This is a genomic window from Bacillus alkalicellulosilyticus (assembly GCF_002019795.1).
Lineage (GTDB): Bacteria > Bacillota > Bacilli > Bacillales > Bacillaceae_F > Bacillus_AO > Bacillus_AO alkalicellulosilyticum.
In genome coordinates this window covers 1,480,882-1,498,560 of sequence record NZ_KV917381.1, presented here as the reverse complement: position 1 = coordinate 1,498,560, position 17,679 = coordinate 1,480,882, and the positions used below count along the sequence as shown (strand labels likewise).

Annotated in this window: 20 protein-coding genes and 1 tRNA gene; 4 read left to right on the top strand and 17 right to left on the bottom strand. The window is 38.0% G+C overall.

The features are described 5' to 3' along the window. Positions 1-3: 3 nt before the first annotated feature. Positions 4-1,011, top strand: a complete 1,008-nt coding sequence (locus tag BK585_RS07660) for an ABC transporter ATP-binding protein (protein ID WP_078556680.1) — start codon at positions 4-6, stop codon at positions 1,009-1,011. Beyond that, positions 1,008-2,024, top strand: coding sequence for an ABC transporter ATP-binding protein (locus BK585_RS07655; RefSeq protein ID WP_078552880.1), 1,017 nt, complete (start codon positions 1,008-1,010; stop codon positions 2,022-2,024). Before BK585_RS07660 ends, BK585_RS07655 begins: the two co-directional genes overlap by 4 nt. Positions 2,025-2,079: 55 nt before the next feature. Here the strand turns inward: BK585_RS07655 and BK585_RS07650 are convergent, their stop codons facing one another. The 12 genes from BK585_RS07650 to comGA form a co-directional block, all read right to left on the bottom strand. Next, on the bottom strand, positions 2,080-2,910 hold the full coding sequence (locus BK585_RS07650; protein ID WP_078552879.1) for a deoxyribonuclease IV: 831 nt from the start codon (positions 2,908-2,910) through the stop codon (positions 2,080-2,082). A 24-nt stretch (positions 2,911-2,934) separates the two neighbouring features. After that, positions 2,935-3,198: a hypothetical protein gene (locus BK585_RS07645; RefSeq protein WP_078552878.1), complete on the bottom strand. Its 264-nt coding sequence runs from the start codon at positions 3,196-3,198 to the stop codon at positions 2,935-2,937. 109 nt (positions 3,199-3,307) lie between these two features. Next, positions 3,308-3,553 carry a DUF2626 domain-containing protein gene (locus tag BK585_RS07640; protein ID WP_078552877.1) on the bottom strand — a complete coding sequence of 82 codons (246 nt, stop codon included), beginning with the start codon at positions 3,551-3,553 and terminating at the stop codon, positions 3,308-3,310. Between the two features lie 130 nt (positions 3,554-3,683). Next, positions 3,684-4,388, bottom strand: coding sequence for a helix-turn-helix transcriptional regulator (locus BK585_RS07635; RefSeq protein ID WP_078552876.1), 705 nt, complete (start codon positions 4,386-4,388; stop codon positions 3,684-3,686). A 139-nt stretch (positions 4,389-4,527) separates the two neighbouring features. After that, on the bottom strand, positions 4,528-4,725 hold the full coding sequence (locus BK585_RS07630) for a YqzE family protein (protein ID WP_078552875.1): 198 nt from the start codon (positions 4,723-4,725) through the stop codon (positions 4,528-4,530). A gap of 66 nt (positions 4,726-4,791) precedes the next feature. After that, entirely contained in the window at positions 4,792-5,175 is a 384-nt protein-coding gene (gene comGG / locus BK585_RS07625; RefSeq protein ID WP_170885504.1) for a competence type IV pilus minor pilin ComGG, read from the bottom strand. Beyond that, positions 5,165-5,629: a competence type IV pilus minor pilin ComGF gene (comGF, locus tag BK585_RS07620; protein ID WP_170885503.1), complete on the bottom strand. Its 465-nt coding sequence runs from the start codon at positions 5,627-5,629 to the stop codon at positions 5,165-5,167. Before comGF ends, comGG begins: the two co-directional genes overlap by 11 nt. After that, the gene (locus BK585_RS23670) at positions 5,580-5,906 is read right to left on the bottom strand and encodes a prepilin-type N-terminal cleavage/methylation domain-containing protein (RefSeq protein ID WP_139367515.1); all 327 of its coding nucleotides are present in this window, start codon (positions 5,904-5,906) and stop codon (positions 5,580-5,582) included. The genes comGF and BK585_RS23670 overlap by 50 nt, the downstream gene beginning before the upstream one ends. Next, a complete protein-coding gene (gene comGD, locus BK585_RS07615; protein WP_078552872.1) occupies positions 5,893-6,351 on the bottom strand; it encodes a competence type IV pilus minor pilin ComGD in 459 nt (152 codons plus the stop codon). Before comGD ends, BK585_RS23670 begins: the two co-directional genes overlap by 14 nt. Continuing rightward, complete coding sequence (gene comGC, locus BK585_RS07610) at positions 6,323-6,634, bottom strand: competence type IV pilus major pilin ComGC (protein WP_078552871.1); 312 nt, start codon at positions 6,632-6,634, stop codon at positions 6,323-6,325. Before comGC ends, comGD begins: the two co-directional genes overlap by 29 nt. Positions 6,635-6,826: 192 nt before the next feature. Next, positions 6,827-7,858: a competence type IV pilus assembly protein ComGB gene (gene comGB / locus BK585_RS07605; RefSeq protein WP_170885502.1), complete on the bottom strand. Its 1,032-nt coding sequence runs from the start codon at positions 7,856-7,858 to the stop codon at positions 6,827-6,829. Between the two features lie 18 nt (positions 7,859-7,876). Then, positions 7,877-8,893, bottom strand: a complete 1,017-nt coding sequence (gene comGA / locus BK585_RS07600; RefSeq protein WP_139367514.1) for a competence type IV pilus ATPase ComGA — start codon at positions 8,891-8,893, stop codon at positions 7,877-7,879. Between the two features lie 115 nt (positions 8,894-9,008). Between comGA and BK585_RS07595 the strand changes: the two genes are divergently transcribed. Further along, positions 9,009-9,608, top strand: a complete 600-nt coding sequence (locus BK585_RS07595; RefSeq protein ID WP_078552868.1) for a VanZ family protein — start codon at positions 9,009-9,011, stop codon at positions 9,606-9,608. A 198-nt stretch (positions 9,609-9,806) separates the two neighbouring features. Here BK585_RS07595 and BK585_RS07590 read toward each other — a convergent pair whose 3' ends face one another. From BK585_RS07590 to BK585_RS07580, 3 genes are all read right to left on the bottom strand, one after another. Further along, complete coding sequence (locus tag BK585_RS07590) at positions 9,807-10,205, bottom strand: hypothetical protein (RefSeq protein WP_078552867.1); 399 nt, start codon at positions 10,203-10,205, stop codon at positions 9,807-9,809. A 181-nt stretch (positions 10,206-10,386) separates the two neighbouring features. Continuing rightward, positions 10,387-15,282 (bottom strand): DUF4132 domain-containing protein, encoded by a 4,896-nt coding sequence (locus BK585_RS07585; protein ID WP_078552866.1) that lies wholly within the window; start codon positions 15,280-15,282, stop codon positions 10,387-10,389. A 12-nt stretch (positions 15,283-15,294) separates the two neighbouring features. After that, positions 15,295-15,714 carry a hypothetical protein gene (locus tag BK585_RS07580; RefSeq protein WP_078552865.1) on the bottom strand — a complete coding sequence of 140 codons (420 nt, stop codon included), beginning with the start codon at positions 15,712-15,714 and terminating at the stop codon, positions 15,295-15,297. A gap of 211 nt (positions 15,715-15,925) precedes the next feature. Here BK585_RS07580 and BK585_RS07575 point away from each other — a divergent pair. After that, a tRNA-Gln gene (locus BK585_RS07575) sits at positions 15,926-16,000 on the top strand. A 48-nt stretch (positions 16,001-16,048) separates the two neighbouring features. On the opposite strand, the gene BK585_RS07570 is transcribed toward BK585_RS07575, so the two are convergent. Then, entirely contained in the window at positions 16,049-17,023 is a 975-nt protein-coding gene (locus BK585_RS07570) for a DUF4179 domain-containing protein (protein ID WP_078552864.1), read from the bottom strand. An 11-nt stretch (positions 17,024-17,034) separates the two neighbouring features. Next, positions 17,035-17,571 (bottom strand): sigma-70 family RNA polymerase sigma factor, encoded by a 537-nt coding sequence (locus tag BK585_RS07565; protein ID WP_078552863.1) that lies wholly within the window; start codon positions 17,569-17,571, stop codon positions 17,035-17,037. Positions 17,572-17,679: the final 108 nt, after the last annotated feature.

Genomic DNA, 17,679 nt, shown 5'->3' with positions numbered 1-17,679 from the left:
GACATGAATCAAGCAAATAACATTCTCAGTGTAAAAGAATTGAGAACGTCATTTTCCTTAGATGGTGGTCAAGAAGTGAAAGCCGTCGATGGTGTCACATTTGATGTCCCTCGAGGAAAAACACTAGGTATTGTTGGTGAATCCGGTTCTGGGAAAAGTATAACAGCCCTATCGATTTTAAAATTAATAGATAAGCCGGGTCGTATAAAAGATGGAGAACTCTTTTTTAAAGGAAAGAATCTACTAGATTTGAATGAAAAACAAATGCGCACCATCCGTGGAAATCAAATTTCAATGATTTTTCAAGAACCGATGACTTCCTTGAATCCTACCTTTACAGTTGGCCAGCAAATTCGTGAGGCATACAAAATTCATCAAGGTCTTGGAAAAAACGAAAGCACTCAAAAAGCACTGGAGATGTTGAAACTCGTTGGCATTCCTTCTCCAGAAAAGCGATTAAACCAATACCCATTTGAACTTTCTGGTGGAATGCGTCAACGTGTTATGATTGCAATGGCTTTAGCCTGTAGGCCAGATTTACTAATAGCTGACGAACCGACTACTGCTCTTGATGTGACCATTCAAGCCCAAATCCTTGAACTCATTAAAGAATTACAATCTAAACTTGGAATGTCAGTCATCATGATTACCCATGATCTTGGCGTTGTCGCGGAAACCTGTGATTATGTCGCTGTTATGTATTGCGGCAAAGTCGTTGAATTTTCAGATGTCCGAACTCTTTTTCAAAACCCCAAGCATCCTTATACAATTGGACTATTGAACTCTTTACCACGAAGTGATAGAGACCAAGAAGAATTAATACCGATTAAAGGAACAGTTCCAAGTCCTGATCACTTACCTGAAGGCTGCCGTTTTGCACCCCGTTGCCCACATGCAACGGAGTTATGTCATAATAAGCTCCCAACACTTCAGAATTTTGATAATCAACACCAAATTCGTTGCTGGATTTATACCGAAGAATGGGACGGGGATCAGGAGGTTAAACGATGAACAGTGGTAGAACTGAATTGTTGAAAGTAACCAATCTAACACAATACTTTCCAATTAAAGGTGGCATCTTTGGTCGGGCAGTAAATCATGTAAAAGCCGTAGATGACGTTTCTTTTACAATCCATGAAGGAGAAACCGTTTCGATTGTAGGTGAATCCGGTTGTGGCAAATCGACTACAGGGCGTGCGATTATACGATTGGAAGAACCAACTTCAGGTACAGTCGAGTTTAATGGCGTCAATGTCTGCACATTAAACAAAGCAAACATGCGAAAACTTCGAAAAGACATACAAATCATATTTCAAGACCCATATGCATCTTTAAATCCTAGACAAACCGTGCGCCAACTACTTAATGAAGCATTAGAAGTTCAAAAGGTTGTCCCAAAGTCCGAACGCAACACTCGGATTGCACAGATATTAGAAACCGTAGGACTCCAACCTCATCAAGCTGACCGCTTCCCTCATGAATTTTCTGGAGGACAGCGACAACGAATCGGAATTGCTCGGGCTTTATCGGTTCAACCGAAATTAATCATATGTGATGAAGCCGTCTCCGCCTTAGACGTGTCCATCCAAGCACAAGTTTTAAATTTGTTAAAGAAATTTCAAAAAGAAATGAATTTAACTTATTTGTTCATCTCCCATGACCTAGGAGTTGTACGTCATATTTCAGACCGAATTATTGTAATGTACTTAGGGAAAATCGTTGAAATTGGTGATAAGCAGTCTATTTTTGAACATCCACAACATCCTTATACAAAAGCGTTGTTATCTGCCATACCCGTACCCGATCCTGATCATCAGAAAAAACGAATTATCTTAAGAGGAGATGTCCCCTCTCCGATCGATCCACCATCTGGATGTCGGTTTCATACAAGATGTCCATATGCAACTGATAAGTGTCAACAAGAGATACCATCTCTTCAGCATTACGACTACATGAACGAGGGTCATCAGGCTTCCTGTCACTATTCTAAAGAAATTGAGTCAGGTCACCATCTTCCTAAATAGCGGAAATTGAATGAGAGGATGAGACGGTGTAATTTCTTTTGTCTCATCCTCTCCTCTATTGTAAAAATGTTTTTAGGAGTTGAATTTCTTCCTTATGAGTCACACCGTTATCCTTAGGTGTTTCTAAAACTAAAGGAATGCCTTTGACAATGTCATGAGACAACAACTGCTCCCATTGCGACTTTAACATATGCCCTTTAAGGATATTAGCATGCCTGTCTTTTCTTTGCCCATAAGGATATTTAGAATCATTTATGTGAATCGCTTTTAGATGCTCGAAATACCCAAGTTCATCTGCTTTTTCAACAAATGTCTCCCAATTCGTTTCACTCCATAATCCACTAGCAAAAGCATGGCACGTATCAAAACAAAAACCTATTTTCTCAGGAAACTCCGTCAAATTCCTGATCTGAACCATTTCCTCTAATGTTATTCCCATCTCAGAACCCGCTCCAGCATTATTTTCAATGAGTAGCATGGCATCGCCATCCCAATGTTCTAGTACACGATTTATGTTATTAATCATTATCGTATAAGCTTCAATCGCATCTAGCGTAGCGGTTGAACCAAAGTGAACCACCACACCAATGGAACCACAGGCTTCAGCAATTTCTAAATCATTTTTTAGCGACTCAATGACCTGCGATTGAATGTCCTCATTTTCTGGAATTAATTTAGTCGGATACGGTGTGTGAGCAATGGACTTCACCTTGTGTTCCAAGCAAAACTCTGCACAACGCAAAGCATCACTTTTATTAAATTTTTTAACAACAAGGCTTCTAGGATTTTTCGGGAAATATTGAAAAGCGGACGCACCAAGAGAGACAGCGTGTTTCGCTGCCTCTTCATATCCTCTAGAAATGCTTACATGGCTTCCGACATACATTTTATCGACACCTACGTTATATGATTAATATTGATAATTGGATTGTATATGTTGTAAATCATCTATTAACCCAGCAACTTCTTGCTCATTTAATGATACTAATAGTTGATCTTGGAGAGTGATTACTTGACCAGTACCTTCATTCCTCTTCAAATAATGGTATAGGTCTTGGACTTGCTTCTCGTTTAAACTGGACTCTGATAAAAAGTTTTTTACTTTTTGTACTGAAAAGACATTCAGTTCATCATTAAACTGTCCTGAAATAATATGTCCGTTTAAATAAGACAAAATAACCACCCCTTTTATCATATTATTAGTAGCTTACCCTATTACCCATGCAAAAAAACCGAATGCACCAAATGTACACCCAGTTTTTTTTGTGTATATGTAAACACTTTTAATGATTTCCGAATCCAGGAACTAAAAGGAATGTAGAGTAGTACGTAAACCCTACAAAGAATAGTGTTAAATATGCACCAAAAATATACAAATACACGCGCTCAGAAAGGTTTAAATAGCCTAAGGCCAATAATCCGCCAGTTTGAGCGAAGAATAAGAGAGCCATGTTATACATATCTCCAACGAAAAACAATACGGCAAAGATACCTGTCCAGAAGCTCATGACACGAAACATGCGATCCATAACTGTGTCCCCTCCTTCTCTCTGTTATTTTTTACACAACAAAAAAACAAAACAATAGTTCATCTAACATTATAAATGAGAGCCGATATAAATGTAAACTGTTTAATGTTTGACAATGTTATGACTTTTCCTAAGAAAGAACAGTTCGGTATTGACAAATGCTACATTCATGTTCTTTCATCGAAATAACTTCTTCTACTTTAACATTTCCAAAGAAATATTCAAATATTCCTTGGATTAAAGAGTGATGCATCGGACAAAGTGCATTTGCATGATCATCAATTAACTCTTTAAATGTACAATTTTTTATTGAAAAAGTAGCTTTCTTCTCTTTTTCATTATACGTTAAATCAGGGTTTAACCCTTGATTATAGGCAATTTTTTCAATATAAGAGAGCTTATCCTCGGTGGTAAGGTCAACTAATCTTGCCCCAGTATGCACAACAAAACGCTCTGCTGATTCACTCCCGTACTTTAGGCCAATTTTCCTTAGAACTTGCAAACCCTGATCACCAAATTCAACTAAGGTTTCCAAACATAGCTCAGCTAAACGTTGATAATCTCGATAAGGGAATTGTAATGAAACCACTTCATCTGACAGTTTATATACTCGACTCGGGCGGCCACCTTTACCCGTTTTTTGTGTTTCAGATATTAGCATTTTTACATCTTCTAATTTAGAAAGATGTAGACGAGCTACATTTGCGTGAATACCAAACGTATCAGCTATTTCCTGTACGGTAACCTCTCGATAAACTTTGGTTATATATTGGTATATCGAAAACCTCGTCGGGTCGGCTAATACATTTGTAATTTTTAATGTTTGCTGCTCCATCTTTGGCTCACCCTCTCCCTATCTTCCCCCCATTATAATACAATTGGCTTCACAAATGAATTGTTATTCTCACAGAATTTGGGGATTTTGTCGAAATGTGAACAAAAAAAGAAAGCACGATTTGTTTTCAGTGCTTTCACTATTTTTCTTTCTTCTTCGTACGAGAGTTTTTCCAAACAATCGATAGTGCGAGTGGAATCATCCCGAACATATGATATTGCAATGGTGGTTTTGATTCTTTTCTTTCTATTTTCGAAGCTAACCTTTGTTCCTTAGGCTGATCAACATATGTGACAAACTGCTGGGTAACGTATTTGACTATCTCGTTAAACGACATATGACCAACTCCTCATAAACACCGTTTTCTATGATAGTCTATCCAGCAATCGAGATTCTATACGATTTATTGCCTTGTCACTTCCCACCAGGCGGTCACCATATTGTCTTCTACATTGTAAAACAATCGTACAATTCGCCTTCCATTCGAATTCGTTTGAACGATAAGTTGAATATACAGCGTTTCACCCTCGTGCTTTTCAATCTTATATGTGGCAAACCCATGCTCATATTGAAACTGACCGCTCCCTACTGATTCATCATGACGCAAATGTGCGACCATGTCATAAGCTGCCATCTGAACGAGGGATTCAATGGTAAACAACTCCTCCTGTTGCTTAAAAAATCGCATTTCTGTTTGCAAGGTCATAAGTTCATGAATGGTATAAGCCGTGACGAGAAACACAATAATAAGTGTGAGCGGCAACACAAATCCTTTTTCATTGTTCATAATGGATATAGGCCTTTGACAACCGTCTTTCATATATCCGTTCATTCAACGCACCAACCTTAACCGTAACCCCCTCAGGGACAACTTGAAACAGGACGACATCAACGCCCTGCAGCATGACATCATGGCCCGCTTGATTGACAAGCCGACGGACCTTATTTCCGTATTTTTCAATCGTAACTAAGCTGCCATCCCATTTCGTTAAGCTCAACCGATTGTTATGAACGGAAATCACTCTTGCTTCACGGACTTCCATTACAAGTTGGCTGTAAAAAAGTTGTACTTCAAAGTCCTTTAAGTTGGGCTCATTTTTATTCATCGTTGCCATAAATAACGGAAATATGGAAACCACAATCATAAAAATGAACAACGACATTAGCATTTCGAGCAATGTAACCCCCGCTTCATTTTTTACCATAATGACACCAATGATAAGTCCGTTGATTCTTGCCATTCCAGTATGCGCATAGTTCGATGACATTGACATTTATATTGGTGTCAAGTCGATAGCTCGTTCCTTTGTTTTCTAGTGTTTGAGGTATATCCACAACTTCATACACCCACCGTTGCATTGTGTCATGCATATATTCTTGAATCCACTGTTTTTCTTGAATCGTCCTCTTTTCTTGATACACCTTTACAAGAACAGGTGTAATGAAACTTGTCGTCATCACAACGAGAAACAAAGCGGTAACCACTTCAAATAGGGTGAAGCCTTTAGAGTTTTTCAATATAGAATCTCCCCTTTCCAAGAAGAAACACAATTCTATACTTTTCGTTATCTACTTCTACGAGTAAAGTGCCTGATTTACTTATGTTTCCATTGTATTGATACATAATGTCATGAATCCCAATCGAACCTCTTTGGAAAAAAATCGACTGGTTATCAAACGTTCTTCGGTAGAGAGACGTATTATATTGGCTAACGGCATATGTCCCTTGGGTGTTGGAAATAAGAACAGAGGTGGAAATACCAGTGGAAATCGCTAATTGTTGGGCAAAATACACTTCATTTTGGAATTGAGTTAGGAAATGTTGTTTTTTATGTGCGGCTTGCAGGGGTTGAAACGAGACCATCACGAGGCCTGTTAAAATGGAGAGAATGCTTAAGGTAATAATCAGTTCAGGTAAGCTATACCCTTGCTCTTTACTCTGGTTTAACAACAACTTTTCCATTAGTAAGGGTTAATTCCTTGCCATCTGGGCATTGGATTCGGTCTACATAGTCTTCGTCTAAAAGCACTTGAAGTGTCGCAGGTTTAGCACCTTTTTCAACCTCATAGGCGCCTACTTGGGTTTGTAGTAATTCAATCGTTGCTTCACACCCTTTTGATTGAGCAACTGAGCTGTTTTTTGTCATATTAGGCACAGCAATTAAGAGAAGAATTGAAATGATTAATAAGACGATCATCATTTCGACTAAAGTGAAACCTTTTTGATTTTTGACAGTTGTTTTCATAGAAAAACCTCCTAGATTTGTTTTTATAAAGACGGGACAAGTGAGCAACAGAGGAACGATCGGGGATTGGTTAGAGGCATCACCACCTATACATGATAGGAACACATGTACTATTTTAGATTATCCTGCCAAATTCCTTCTTAAAAAGCAAAGATAGGTCCTATTCCGTAGTAAAGATAGGGAGTATGAAGGTTAAGACATCGAATTTATCATTTGAAATATAGGTAATAATATCGACAAAAACATCACTAACACCATTCCACCAACAATACAAAAACAGAGCGGTTGTAAAATCATCAGTGCTTTTTTTACGCGTTCTTCAATGTTCTCAAACAGAAGGTCTCCATAATGCCGAAGTTCAGAGTCGAGTTTGCCTCGACTTTGTCCGTGTTTAATGACAAAGGGAAATTCCGGCTGGTAATGAGGCTTTTCAGCAATGACTACATCTAATGCGATTCCTTGGTGAAGCTGCTCTTTAATGCTAATGGCTTCATCTTGAAAAAAACGAATGTATTGCTGATTCTCAAATATAGATAGCGCATGCAGTATCGGTACTCCTCCCTTAAGTAAACCGCTTAATTGAGTCGTAAAGTAGAAGGTGATTAACGCTTGTAGAAAAGAAGAAACGAAGGGAATTTTTCTTATGAGCCCTAGTTTTTTGTGAGGAGACAAATGACGAAACCGAAGAAAATAATATACAACAAAAACAAACAATAGACACCCTCCTCCTAGTAAGAGTTGAGGAACGACATCAATAAAAGTTAAAAACCAAATGGTCACTAGCGGCGGCTCAACAGACATCGATTCAAACAGTTGTTGAAAATGAGGAAATAAATAGTGAACCATGACAACAGTAAGTGTACCGACAATCCATAACAACAATAACGGGTAGCGTAATAAATTATTAAATTTGGCAATGACGATGACTCGCTTCACAAATAATTCTCCTGCCTCTTTTAACCCCTGTCCTAATTCACCGTATTTTTCGGCGAAAAATAAATAAAGCAAGACATCTTGTGGAAAACTCAAATACTCTAACGCTTGATGCAAAGGTATGCCTTCTCGTAAATCTCCTAAAAGTAATCGCAAATGCACTTGTATATGCTCAGATGTATACACTGATAGCAATTCAATCCCCTCTGCTAACGTATACCCTTGCTCTAATAATGTGCCTAGCTTTTTTAGAAACTCGGCCTTCTCAATATCCTTCCATTTTCTTTTCACCGTATCTCTCCTTTTCATTTATTGGATTAGTCCAAGCTCTTTTGCCTTTTTCATTTGCATCGATAATGTTTGAATTGGTGGGTAAGTTTCTTCAAATAAAACCTCTTTCAAATCTGTACCCGTGAGGATTTCATAAATAGCTGCTTGTTTCTTTCCTACAAGAGTCTGACAATGAGGTTGACATGGGGTCCGACAAGAAGGACATAAGCGTGAGACGATTCTTTGTGCGACAACACCTTCCAATGTTTGTCGTAAATCTAATCGGGTTACCCCAAACTCCATTAACCTTGAAATGGCTCCTATCGTATCTCTTGTATGTAATGTTGATAACACGAGATGTCCTGTTAAGGCCGCGCGTATCGCTAAATGAGCGGTGACCTCATCACGAATTTCACCAACCATAATAATATCCGGGTCATGGCGCAAAATCGCTTTAAGTCCTTCCGCAAATGTCATCCCCGCTTTTTCATTTAATTCAACTTGAATGAAATCATCTGTTTTCTTTTCAACGGGGTCTTCTAGCGTAATAATTTGAGGATTTAACTGAACCTTGGCGGTATGAAGCAGGGCATAAAGAGTCGTTGTTTTACCTGAGCCGGTAGGTCCCGTAAGTAAAATCAGGCCTGACTTTTTTTCAATGAGTGATTGTAATATATCAACATCCTGGGGGAAAATCGAAATGTTTTGTAAGGAAAGGAAAGCATCTTGAGGAAGAAGACGAATGACTAGACTTTCTTGAAAGGTGGTGGGCAATGTTGACAGCCGAAGCCCAACTGTTTTGTGCTTGAAGATAAATTCCATCGAACCGTTTTGAGGTTTTCTTCGTTCACCAATATCCATGCCAGCCACAAATTTAAAATGACTAATTAACTTTTCGAGCCGTTTAAGTGGTAATGTTTCTAATTCTATCAGCTTTTGTTCTACCCTTACTTGAATGAGAGCATCTTTTCTTCGTGGAATAAAATGAATATCGCTCGCTCTTCTGACACAGGCTTCGTGTAGGATCGTACTTGATTGGCTTTCAATTTCTTCCAAGCGCATCACCTCGATTCAACTTTTATTACTTTTTCGCGTTATCTTCTGAATTGTCCTGCTAGTAATCTACAGAACTGTTATAATAGTGAAAAAAAGTAAGAAAAGGAAGTCTACAATGAAAAAAAGATTCTTCATCATTCTATTATTCTCACAAATTCTATTTATCGTTCTTATCCCGTTTCTTACGGAATTAACTTTCTATCTTCATCCGCTAGTCCTTGGCGTTGTTTGGTTTTGTTACTCGTCGCTGTTTGTGTATGGCGTCCTGTTGTTCTATAGAAGGCAAGTGGCCGTTCCTCTTACTCTAATACATGCGATAACGATCTGTTATGCCCTTGCTTTACTTGTGTTACTCTTTTTTCGACCACAAGGAACTGAGTTTGGCACGATAAATCTGTTACCGTTTGAAACGATTGGATTTTATTTATCTGGACAAGTAAATGGGCTAATTGCACTTTATAATTTAAGCGCGAATGTCGGTTTATTTATTCCATTTGGACTTTATTATCAATATACATGCAAGAGGAAACCATCATTCTGGCGTTTATTACTAATAACATCAGTGACAATTAGCCTAATTGAAAGTCTTCAATTCCTCACGCGAAGAGGCAGCTTAGATATTGATGATCTTCTATTAAATGTGGCTGGTGTTACTATAGGTTATTTCCTTTTCCCACTTGTTTATAAAGTAATCAAGACGGCAAGGCCGTCTTGATTATTTTTTCTTAAGCTTCCCTACCAAACTTACACTAAGAATTAAATTAAAGATACCACCTACAACCATCAATACATCAGCACCGCCCCATCGCAAACCAATGAATGAGAGTTACGTAAAAAATGTTATTCTACCGTAAATAGCTTCAGGTGCGAAATTCGGGAGGGTAAATATTATAAAATCTCCATTCGACTCTCCTTACTGAATATGTAATGTGACGTCTTTGGCTTCCTCCGTTTGAAGTGTAATTGTATAGGTCCCCTTTTCTGCTAAAAATTCAAATTGCTCTGAAGAAGATGGTGATAGGTCCTCTTCCAATATAACCTCTCCATCTCGGTCAAGAACTAATACTAGTTCACCTTCGCCGACGCTAGCTTGATAAGCGAATTGTAAGATTCCGTCCTCTAGTATCGTCATATTTTCAACTTCATAGCTTCCTTTTAACGTACCAATCGACAAGCGAAGTCCTTCATTCGTAACGGTCTTGTTCACATTTACAGATAGATTATCTGCATATACGATAAAGAGAAAGATAATAGCCATAGTTACAAACGATACTCCACCAATAAGCAAAAATACAAAGCGTTTCTTCAGCACATTCACCTCCTCAATCTAAACTATTCCTATCAAAAACACATGTGAAATTGTAACTTAAATCCAGAGATATTTGAACTATTATGCATTTTCCACTTCAGCCATGAGGGGCATTACCGCATCAAAAAAAGCCACAGAAAAATTACATTACCTTTTCCTGTGGCTTTCCGTACATTAAATTCATTTACTTTTTAATTTGTTCTAAAATATGTGGGTCTTTGATTTTTGTATCATTGGCTAACAACATAATTTTAGAGATGATTTCCGCTGTTCTTGGGTCCTCATCAAGGAACGGGAGAAAGATTCTTCCGCGATGCTGAGAATGCACAGGTAAAATGTGAATCATTCCATTTGCTTGCTGTGCGACTTGAGCACTGCCGAGATGAACACTATATTCCCCTAATGTGCCTGAAATAAGAGCAAATTTCCCTTCTACTCTTACATTGGATAGCTTCATCAAACGAATCGTTTCCTCAACGATGGTCGCTCTCATCTCCATCGTTGTTAAACTAGCTTCAGGATCGACTCCACCAACGTGAGCGACACTTACTACTAAATCTACATCTCTCATTGTTTCCGAGAATAGAATGCTCGGTATTTTTGAAACGTCGATTCTCTTGTACGTATGTCGGTCAAGGAACTCTACTGTTTCTAGCATTGGGCTTTCTACATCAGAAGGCGAGAACCAATCGGCTAGTGCGTATATCTTCGCGATGATGTTATTTTTATAATCTACTTTTTGCAAGCCTTCCTCATAGCTTACCGTCCACATTCGATTTTTTAACAACGCTACTGCTTTTCTTGGCTGTACTTGGTGTCCTGCATATCTGCGTGATACAGTTCCTTCCCCTAGTTCATCTGCATTGGGACGATAGTATTCTCTAAAAACTTGCTTAAATGGTTGCTTGATTTGGTTGTCAAAAAGAAACTTTTGGAACTCGCTCCAACGACCGCTTTCATACAAATGAACAGGATGAGCGACAATGAGTTCTGCATCATCACTTAGCATATACGATTCTTGTGTTGGTCCATGTAATTTCCGATCCCGATAAAAACCTAGGTCGTTATCTGATTTCATCACGAGTGTTCCAAGTAACGGAGCGAGAACAGGATTGCTCATAATGTTTTCGACTTCCTGCAAAGTAAAAGCACTTTCTGTTTCCATTGAACGTTCAAACTCAACACGCGCTCTAGCAAACTGTTCTTTTAAGCTTTGATTCACTTCTTTTAATGCAAGAAGATAATCATGCTTTTTATACTTGGCTGGTATTGATTTCAACTGCTTCTTGTTTTTATAGACGATAATCTCACTTTTTCCGTTTTCAGCAATGGAAAGGTGAACAGTCAAGTCATCAATTTCCTTTGGCTCAAAATAAGGCATAATTTCATTCATTTTCTGAGCTTCCATATCCCAACGTAACCGAGTAACATCACTATAGCCTGCATTTCTTGCTAAATTATCTAAGGCGATGTCAACCACCTTGGCTTCACTTGCCCGACGCTGTGAACCAAACTTCTTACTTTCTTTTAAAAACTGCTGGATAAACTCATATCGCTCAAGAACATCCTTCGGGTTCGATTCATTAATCGGTATCAAACTATAGCAAAGGAGATGGTCTTTGTTTCGTTTCGTGTGTACAGACTCTTTCATATCTTGTGTCGTTATCTTACCTAAGGTCGCATCGGCAAACAATTGGGCACGGCGATGATTTGCACCACCTGAAATGTATTTAGCACAATCATAAAGGATCGTAAATCTCTCTTCCCCGATTTGATTGTACGCTTCTTTAAACCACTGAATATCAAAAGCACCATCATTAAATTGTTCTGGTGAAATTGGCGAATAGTGGGCAACAATCGTTTCTTTTTCTGCAGAGAAATGCTCATTTATATGTGCATGAAAATACCAAGCCGCCTTTCGAAGCCCCTCCCATTGTAACGTGTTAGCTACAAGATCAAGCCATTGTGGAGCGTACATTGCGGCTTCAAGTACTCTTTTTTCAGAGATGTTCTTTTCACGAATTAGAACCTGTAACTGTTCTGCGGTATCTTCATCTTTCGGGTGACATACCTTTAATAAGTGACTGAGCGTTTCTTTTTTCGTAATGTTGTCCCCATAACTATAAATATAGCCTCGGACAAACGTTTCTTTATCTAGACTTGCGAGAATATCTATAAAGTAATTCATTCCCTCATAAAACTCAATTTCCGTTGCCAACTTCGTCACGGCTGTTGGAAGGTCTCCACGAGCAATTTCAATTTCTACGATAGTAGGGATGATTTTATCCAATAAAGGCTTAAAACTAGGATGTTTTTTTATGAATTCAACCCTTGGACTTGTCATGTCACGAATATGGCTATCGCTATTTTCCCTAGACACCAACTCTTTTACTAGTTCATTTTCATCGATGAGTTTTAACGAATAAGCTCTGTACGCCTCTTCGGTTGAAGGTCCATATTGTGTATAGGATGTAAGATGATATAACCAGTACGCTTGAGTGAAATAGGCTTTGAATGATTCATCACTATGAACATTCATCATCGTCCACTCTACCCACGGCTCCACTAAAAATTGATATAAGAAGCTCTCTTTTTCCCGCCGTTCCTCCGGAAGCGCAAATACCATAGTTTGTAACCGGCCATAAGCAAAGTCAAAGACAACTTTTTTTGGTAAATCTCGAAAGGCTGTCATCACGATTGTCTCGACCTGTTGGTGATAATCCAACTCTTCTACAAACTGAAAAAATTGTTGCAGTTGCTCAAATGGGAAAATCCCCACAAGAAACTTTTTTCGGTCGTCGTTCGCCTTTTTTATTTGATGCGCTTCCCAGTAATTAAGCTTGTTGTGATAGTAACGGTATACCTTGTCTAATTGATAACAAAGAGCAATATCAATGAGATCCTTTTCTGTTGACTTCTCATTAATAAAATAGTTCGTCCAGACGTCAGACAACGGTAGAAATTCCATGTTTGCCCGGTCCGTATCTTCATTATCGTAATGGAACATCGTTAAATGATTTCCAACAAGGTACGTTTGTTTGTATCCATCAAAATATTCTACTTCATATTGGTATTCTCTATTTTTATGAATGAGGTTTGAAAGTCCCTGTAATAAATATTTAATTCGTTCAGGTGAGAAGGAAAATAACACTTTAAAGTCTTTTTCTTCATCGCTTTTAGTTATGCGATGTTGATGTTCTTTGGTTGGAACATATAAACCTAACCCACTTGTTGAACTAGCCTCATCTGATCTTGTTAACTTCTCAATCAGCACTTGTTCTTTTTGTGTTGGGTTTGAAATCACTTTCCATTTTTCTTCAAGACGAATGTTTGATGTACCAGCTTCTTTTACTTCAGTAAGAAGTTCTAAGGCCCCAAGCCGCTGTCCTTCTGTTTTACTTTGTAATAAATGGTCAATCGTTTTTTCAAGATTAGCCTCATCTAGTTTTAATAAAAGCTTAATCGCACCTTGACGAAGGTTTCCTGATTTTAATTTTAAGATGGCCTCAACTTTACCTATCTCATTAGGCGCCAACTTCATGTTCAATAATTTAGTTAATGCTTTCTCACGGTTGCTAAGACTTTTATCAGACAAGGAAGCAAAAATAAACTCTCGTTGAATTGGGTTTGCGTCATCTGTTATGAATAGGTCGATGAGTTGACCTCTGCTTTCAGAATTTAGTTTTTCTTTAGCCTTAATTACATCGGCAATAAGAGTTGGGTCCATATCGTAGCCAATTAAATAAAATATTTTTTGAACGATTAGTTCCGAAGAATAGGAATACACAACCCAATCAAAAACTTTTGAAGAGAAAGTTACTTCTTTTTGTGGTGCATTCTTTAAGTGTTCTGTTAGCAGTGCATACTGCCGTAATCTTTCAGTTTTATCCTCTAACTCTTCGATACGGTCTATCTCTAGTTTCGAAGTAGATTGTCCCGTTCTTGCATTATAATTCCATGAATAAAAAGACCCGTAACTATAGTTGTTTATAACTAACGTTAGAAGTTCTTGGTCGGTTTCATTTAAATAGCTAGAAGCGATTTTATATTTCAGCATGTCATCCTGACTTTGTGTAAGCATATACAAAGCAACGATTTTCTGGTACGTTCTACCGTTCCCCATGATGTCATAAATCAATGGTGGCAATTGTTCTTCCTCAATAACAGCGGTAGCCCACAAACTCATATAAAGCTTGTTCGCATCCTCACTTTGACTCCATTGTTTTCTCGTTTCCTCATTTACTAAACATTCATACGCATAGTGAATACATTGATTCACGACTCGTGTATTTGCAGCTTCAAAGCCTAGACCTGTCCACACATCAAAAGCTCGAACAATCGAACTATAGCGACTAAAGTTATGGTCGATGATTACTTTTAGGACACTTACAAAACCCTCAAGCGCACTTTCATCCATCGTTTCTACAATGCTCTGTCTTAGCCCTTCTTGAAGTCTTGCAGCGACAAGTAAATCAACTAACATCTGTTGTACATCTGCCCGGTGACTTGTAAAAATGGCTTTGATACAGTCTCTTGTTAAGAGGGCGGTATTATTGTCACCATAAATCATCTCTTTGATCGTATCAACCACTTCTTTGTTATCGTGGTCGAGTTGAAAAGCTATGATATCACTTGTGACCTCAAACATATAATCATAATCATTAAGCGTTAGTAGTTGCTTGACCGAATATTGATACGCTGATAAACATAAAAGCGACGTCCATTTATCAAAAATCTTGTCAAAATGCCTATCAATCCTTTTGGTTCGAAACGGTCTTCGCAAATATCCTTGACTATACGGATACTCGGTAGCATGAGAGATAATGTATTCTATAAGTTTCGCTTGCTCTTCCCCAAGTAACTTTCTAGTTAACTCGACCATAATGCCTAGCTTTTTATGTGAATCAGTCTCAACAGATGCTACTACTTTTTTTAGTCGTTCAGTATGTCTATATTGTTCATAACGATCGGACTTTACTATTTTTAAAATTACATTTCCGACTACTCTTTCTGTTTTGGATAGGCTTGAGAGTGTTTGTTCTAATTCCTCTATAAACGGTTTATTTACTTCAAGTCCCATATACAATCCCCCTTACCACATTCTACCTGCTAGCATTGTAAGTTTAATGAATACAACTTCATCGCCTTCATGAAGTGTAACTTGACTATTGATGTCTGCGACTTCCTCTTCATTGATAAACACTTTAAAAAGCCCATCTTCAAAAGCTTGTATAGCTGTTTCCACTGCTTTTTCTGGTATTGTTTGTTCTTCATTATATCGTTCGCCAAAGCTTACTTTTCCAACATCGCCTTGTTGTTGGATTTCCTCTGCAGTAAGGTATTGTAAGAAAAATTCTTGACTACGCTTTTCCTCATATTGCTTCCTATTTTCTTTTACAATTTCACTAATTAGTTCCCGAAGTGTTGTTGGGGCTTGTCTGAATTTCCATTCCAGTTTGGAGAGGAAATTCTTTCTTTTGGCCAAACTTTTTACAGTGATATAAATTTTCATTTCCTTCTCCTTCAAATGGTATAGTATTATTTCAAACATAGTCTATTGGAGCGGATATGTATAGTGGTAAATTTCTTATATTTGATGCTATCGACTGAAAATGTCAGAAAAATAGCACTCCTCGCAATAGTTTTACTTTGACCTCTTTTATGTTTTACTGCATATTCTCCTGCATGCCTGACCATAATATAGAATGTAGCGCACAGGACATTGGGCTATAGCCAAGCGGTAAGGCAACGGACTTTGACTCCGTCATGCGCTGGTTCGAATCCAGCTAGCCCAGCCATACATAAAAAGAATCAACTGGTCACACCCAGTTGATTCTTTTTTTTTTTTAATGTCTTATTTCAATAATGTGTTCAGTTAGTTCCTTGATTTCATAATTAGGCTTCATTTCGATATATGGGAGCAATTGATAACTCTCTGCATCGTCATCTAAAGGATGAAAACGAATAAATGAGCTTTCTGGATTGCCAGACCTTGTATCCCAGGAGACTTCTTCCCCTGATTCACTAGTAAGAGTAAACCCAACATGATATTCTTGTTCAGGCCACTCGAAATAAAGAATGGTTGAAACAGGAGTTGTAATCATTTTATCAACGTAAACGACATGACCGTTATCAAGAGGAATCGAATAATCTATTTCAATCGTTTGACTGTTTATCGCTAATTGTTCTGTTGGGACGTTAATGTCAAACACCCACGGGGTTTCAACAGGTCGATCGAAGTGCAAATGATCGTATGCAATATGAAACGAAATTTGATCTCCTACTGGCATGTCACGAAACTCAATTTCATTGAACACAGTAAAGGATGAATCGCTATTTTTAATCGTTTGACCTCCATGTAATTCTGGCAACAGTTGTACACCATTCATACGAACCGTTGTGGTTGGATGTGTTTGGTAATCAAATTTTACACCTTTATTAGGTTCAAACGTCGAGCTTAGCAGCAACCTTCCACTATCAACTAACACTTCATTTAACGTCCATTTCCCGTATTCATTTTCCGCTGTCTCACCAATGGCTGTTTTATAAGGGGTAAAATCTTTCTCCTGATGACTTCCGATGTATTCTTCAATCAATCCAGCTACATACGGAACATGAGCTGCTGTGACTGTACTAATTGTAATACTTGTTAAAACGATAAGCGCTATTGCCCCTGCTTTTTTCTTCTGTTTGTTCTTTTGTTTTTTTACTTTGGCGAGTATTCTCTTTTCCCATTTCTTTTTCTCAAATTCAGTTAGCTGAATTTCCTCATACTCATCGACTTCAACATTCACGTCATTCAAATCATTATATAACGACATATTCTCACTCCTCACGCTTTAAAATGATGAACAAAGAGGGTTCTTAGCTTTTTTCTCCCTCTTGATAGCTTGTTATGCACCCATGATTCCTTTGCATCAAATTGTGTTGCAATTTCTTTTGCCGGTGTTCCTTCTAAATAGTACTTCGTAAAAACCAACCGTTCGCTATCTGATAGCTCCTCAAGTAACTCGTCGACCTCAGGAATAGACGTTTCAATCTTTGTTTGTATCAAATTATCAGTGATTTCACCTTCGTGATACCTGGTTTGTTGAAGCACGTATTTCCTTTGGTAATCAATCGCTTTGTATTTTGCAATTGCTGCAACCCATTGTTTAAATGAATTTTTGTTTGCGTCATAAGAATCAATATGATTCCAAATCGACAGTAACACATCATCCAAGCACTCTTCATAATCTTGAGTTCTTCCATGGATATGGCGGGTAATAATTGCATGAAGTAATCCACCATATTGATGTATAACAAAGACGAGAGCTTTTTCATTTTTCTTTTTAATTTGATGAACGACATTACTTTCAGTAATTTCCATTTCGCCCCTCCTTTTTCTAACGTATCGTTCTATAATGTAATACGAAAGAAAAACCTAAAACCTATCACCTTAGAAAAAAAGCCACCCCTTGAACATCAAGAGTGGCTA

Bases quoted from the DNA above. Each gene is read 5' to 3' on its own strand.
- BK585_RS07660 (WP_078556680.1), top strand. From the start codon at position 4: ATGAATCAAGCAAATAACATTCTCAGTGTAAAAGAATTGAGAACGTCA.
- BK585_RS07655 (WP_078552880.1), top strand. From the start codon at position 1,008: ATGAACAGTGGTAGAACTGAATTGTTGAAAGTAACCAATCTAACACAA.
- BK585_RS07650 (WP_078552879.1), bottom strand. From the start codon at position 2,910: ATGTATGTCGGAAGCCATGTAAGCATTTCTAGAGGATATGAAGAGGCA.
- BK585_RS07640 (WP_078552877.1), bottom strand. From the start codon at position 3,553: ATGGATCGCATGTTTCGTGTCATGAGCTTCTGGACAGGTATCTTTGCC.
- BK585_RS07635 (WP_078552876.1), bottom strand. From the start codon at position 4,388: ATGGAGCAGCAAACATTAAAAATTACAAATGTATTAGCCGACCCGACG.
- BK585_RS07630 (WP_078552875.1), bottom strand. From the start codon at position 4,725: ATGTCGTTTAACGAGATAGTCAAATACGTTACCCAGCAGTTTGTCACA.
- comGG (WP_170885504.1), bottom strand. From the start codon at position 5,175: ATGAACAATGAAAAAGGATTTGTGTTGCCGCTCACACTTATTATTGTG.
- comGF (WP_170885503.1), bottom strand. From the start codon at position 5,629: ATGGCAAGAATCAACGGACTTATCATTGGTGTCATTATGGTAAAAAAT.
- comGD (WP_078552872.1), bottom strand. From the start codon at position 6,351: ATGGAAAAGTTGTTGTTAAACCAGAGTAAAGAGCAAGGGTATAGCTTA.
- comGC (WP_078552871.1), bottom strand. From the start codon at position 6,634: ATGAAAACAACTGTCAAAAATCAAAAAGGTTTCACTTTAGTCGAAATG.
- BK585_RS07595 (WP_078552868.1), top strand. From the start codon at position 9,009: ATGAAAAAAAGATTCTTCATCATTCTATTATTCTCACAAATTCTATTT.
- BK585_RS07585 (WP_078552866.1), bottom strand. From the start codon at position 15,282: ATGGGACTTGAAGTAAATAAACCGTTTATAGAGGAATTAGAACAAACA.
- BK585_RS07580 (WP_078552865.1), bottom strand. From the start codon at position 15,714: ATGAAAATTTATATCACTGTAAAAAGTTTGGCCAAAAGAAAGAATTTC.
- BK585_RS07570 (WP_078552864.1), bottom strand. From the start codon at position 17,023: ATGTCGTTATATAATGATTTGAATGACGTGAATGTTGAAGTCGATGAG.
- BK585_RS07565 (WP_078552863.1), bottom strand. From the start codon at position 17,571: ATGGAAATTACTGAAAGTAATGTCGTTCATCAAATTAAAAAGAAAAAT.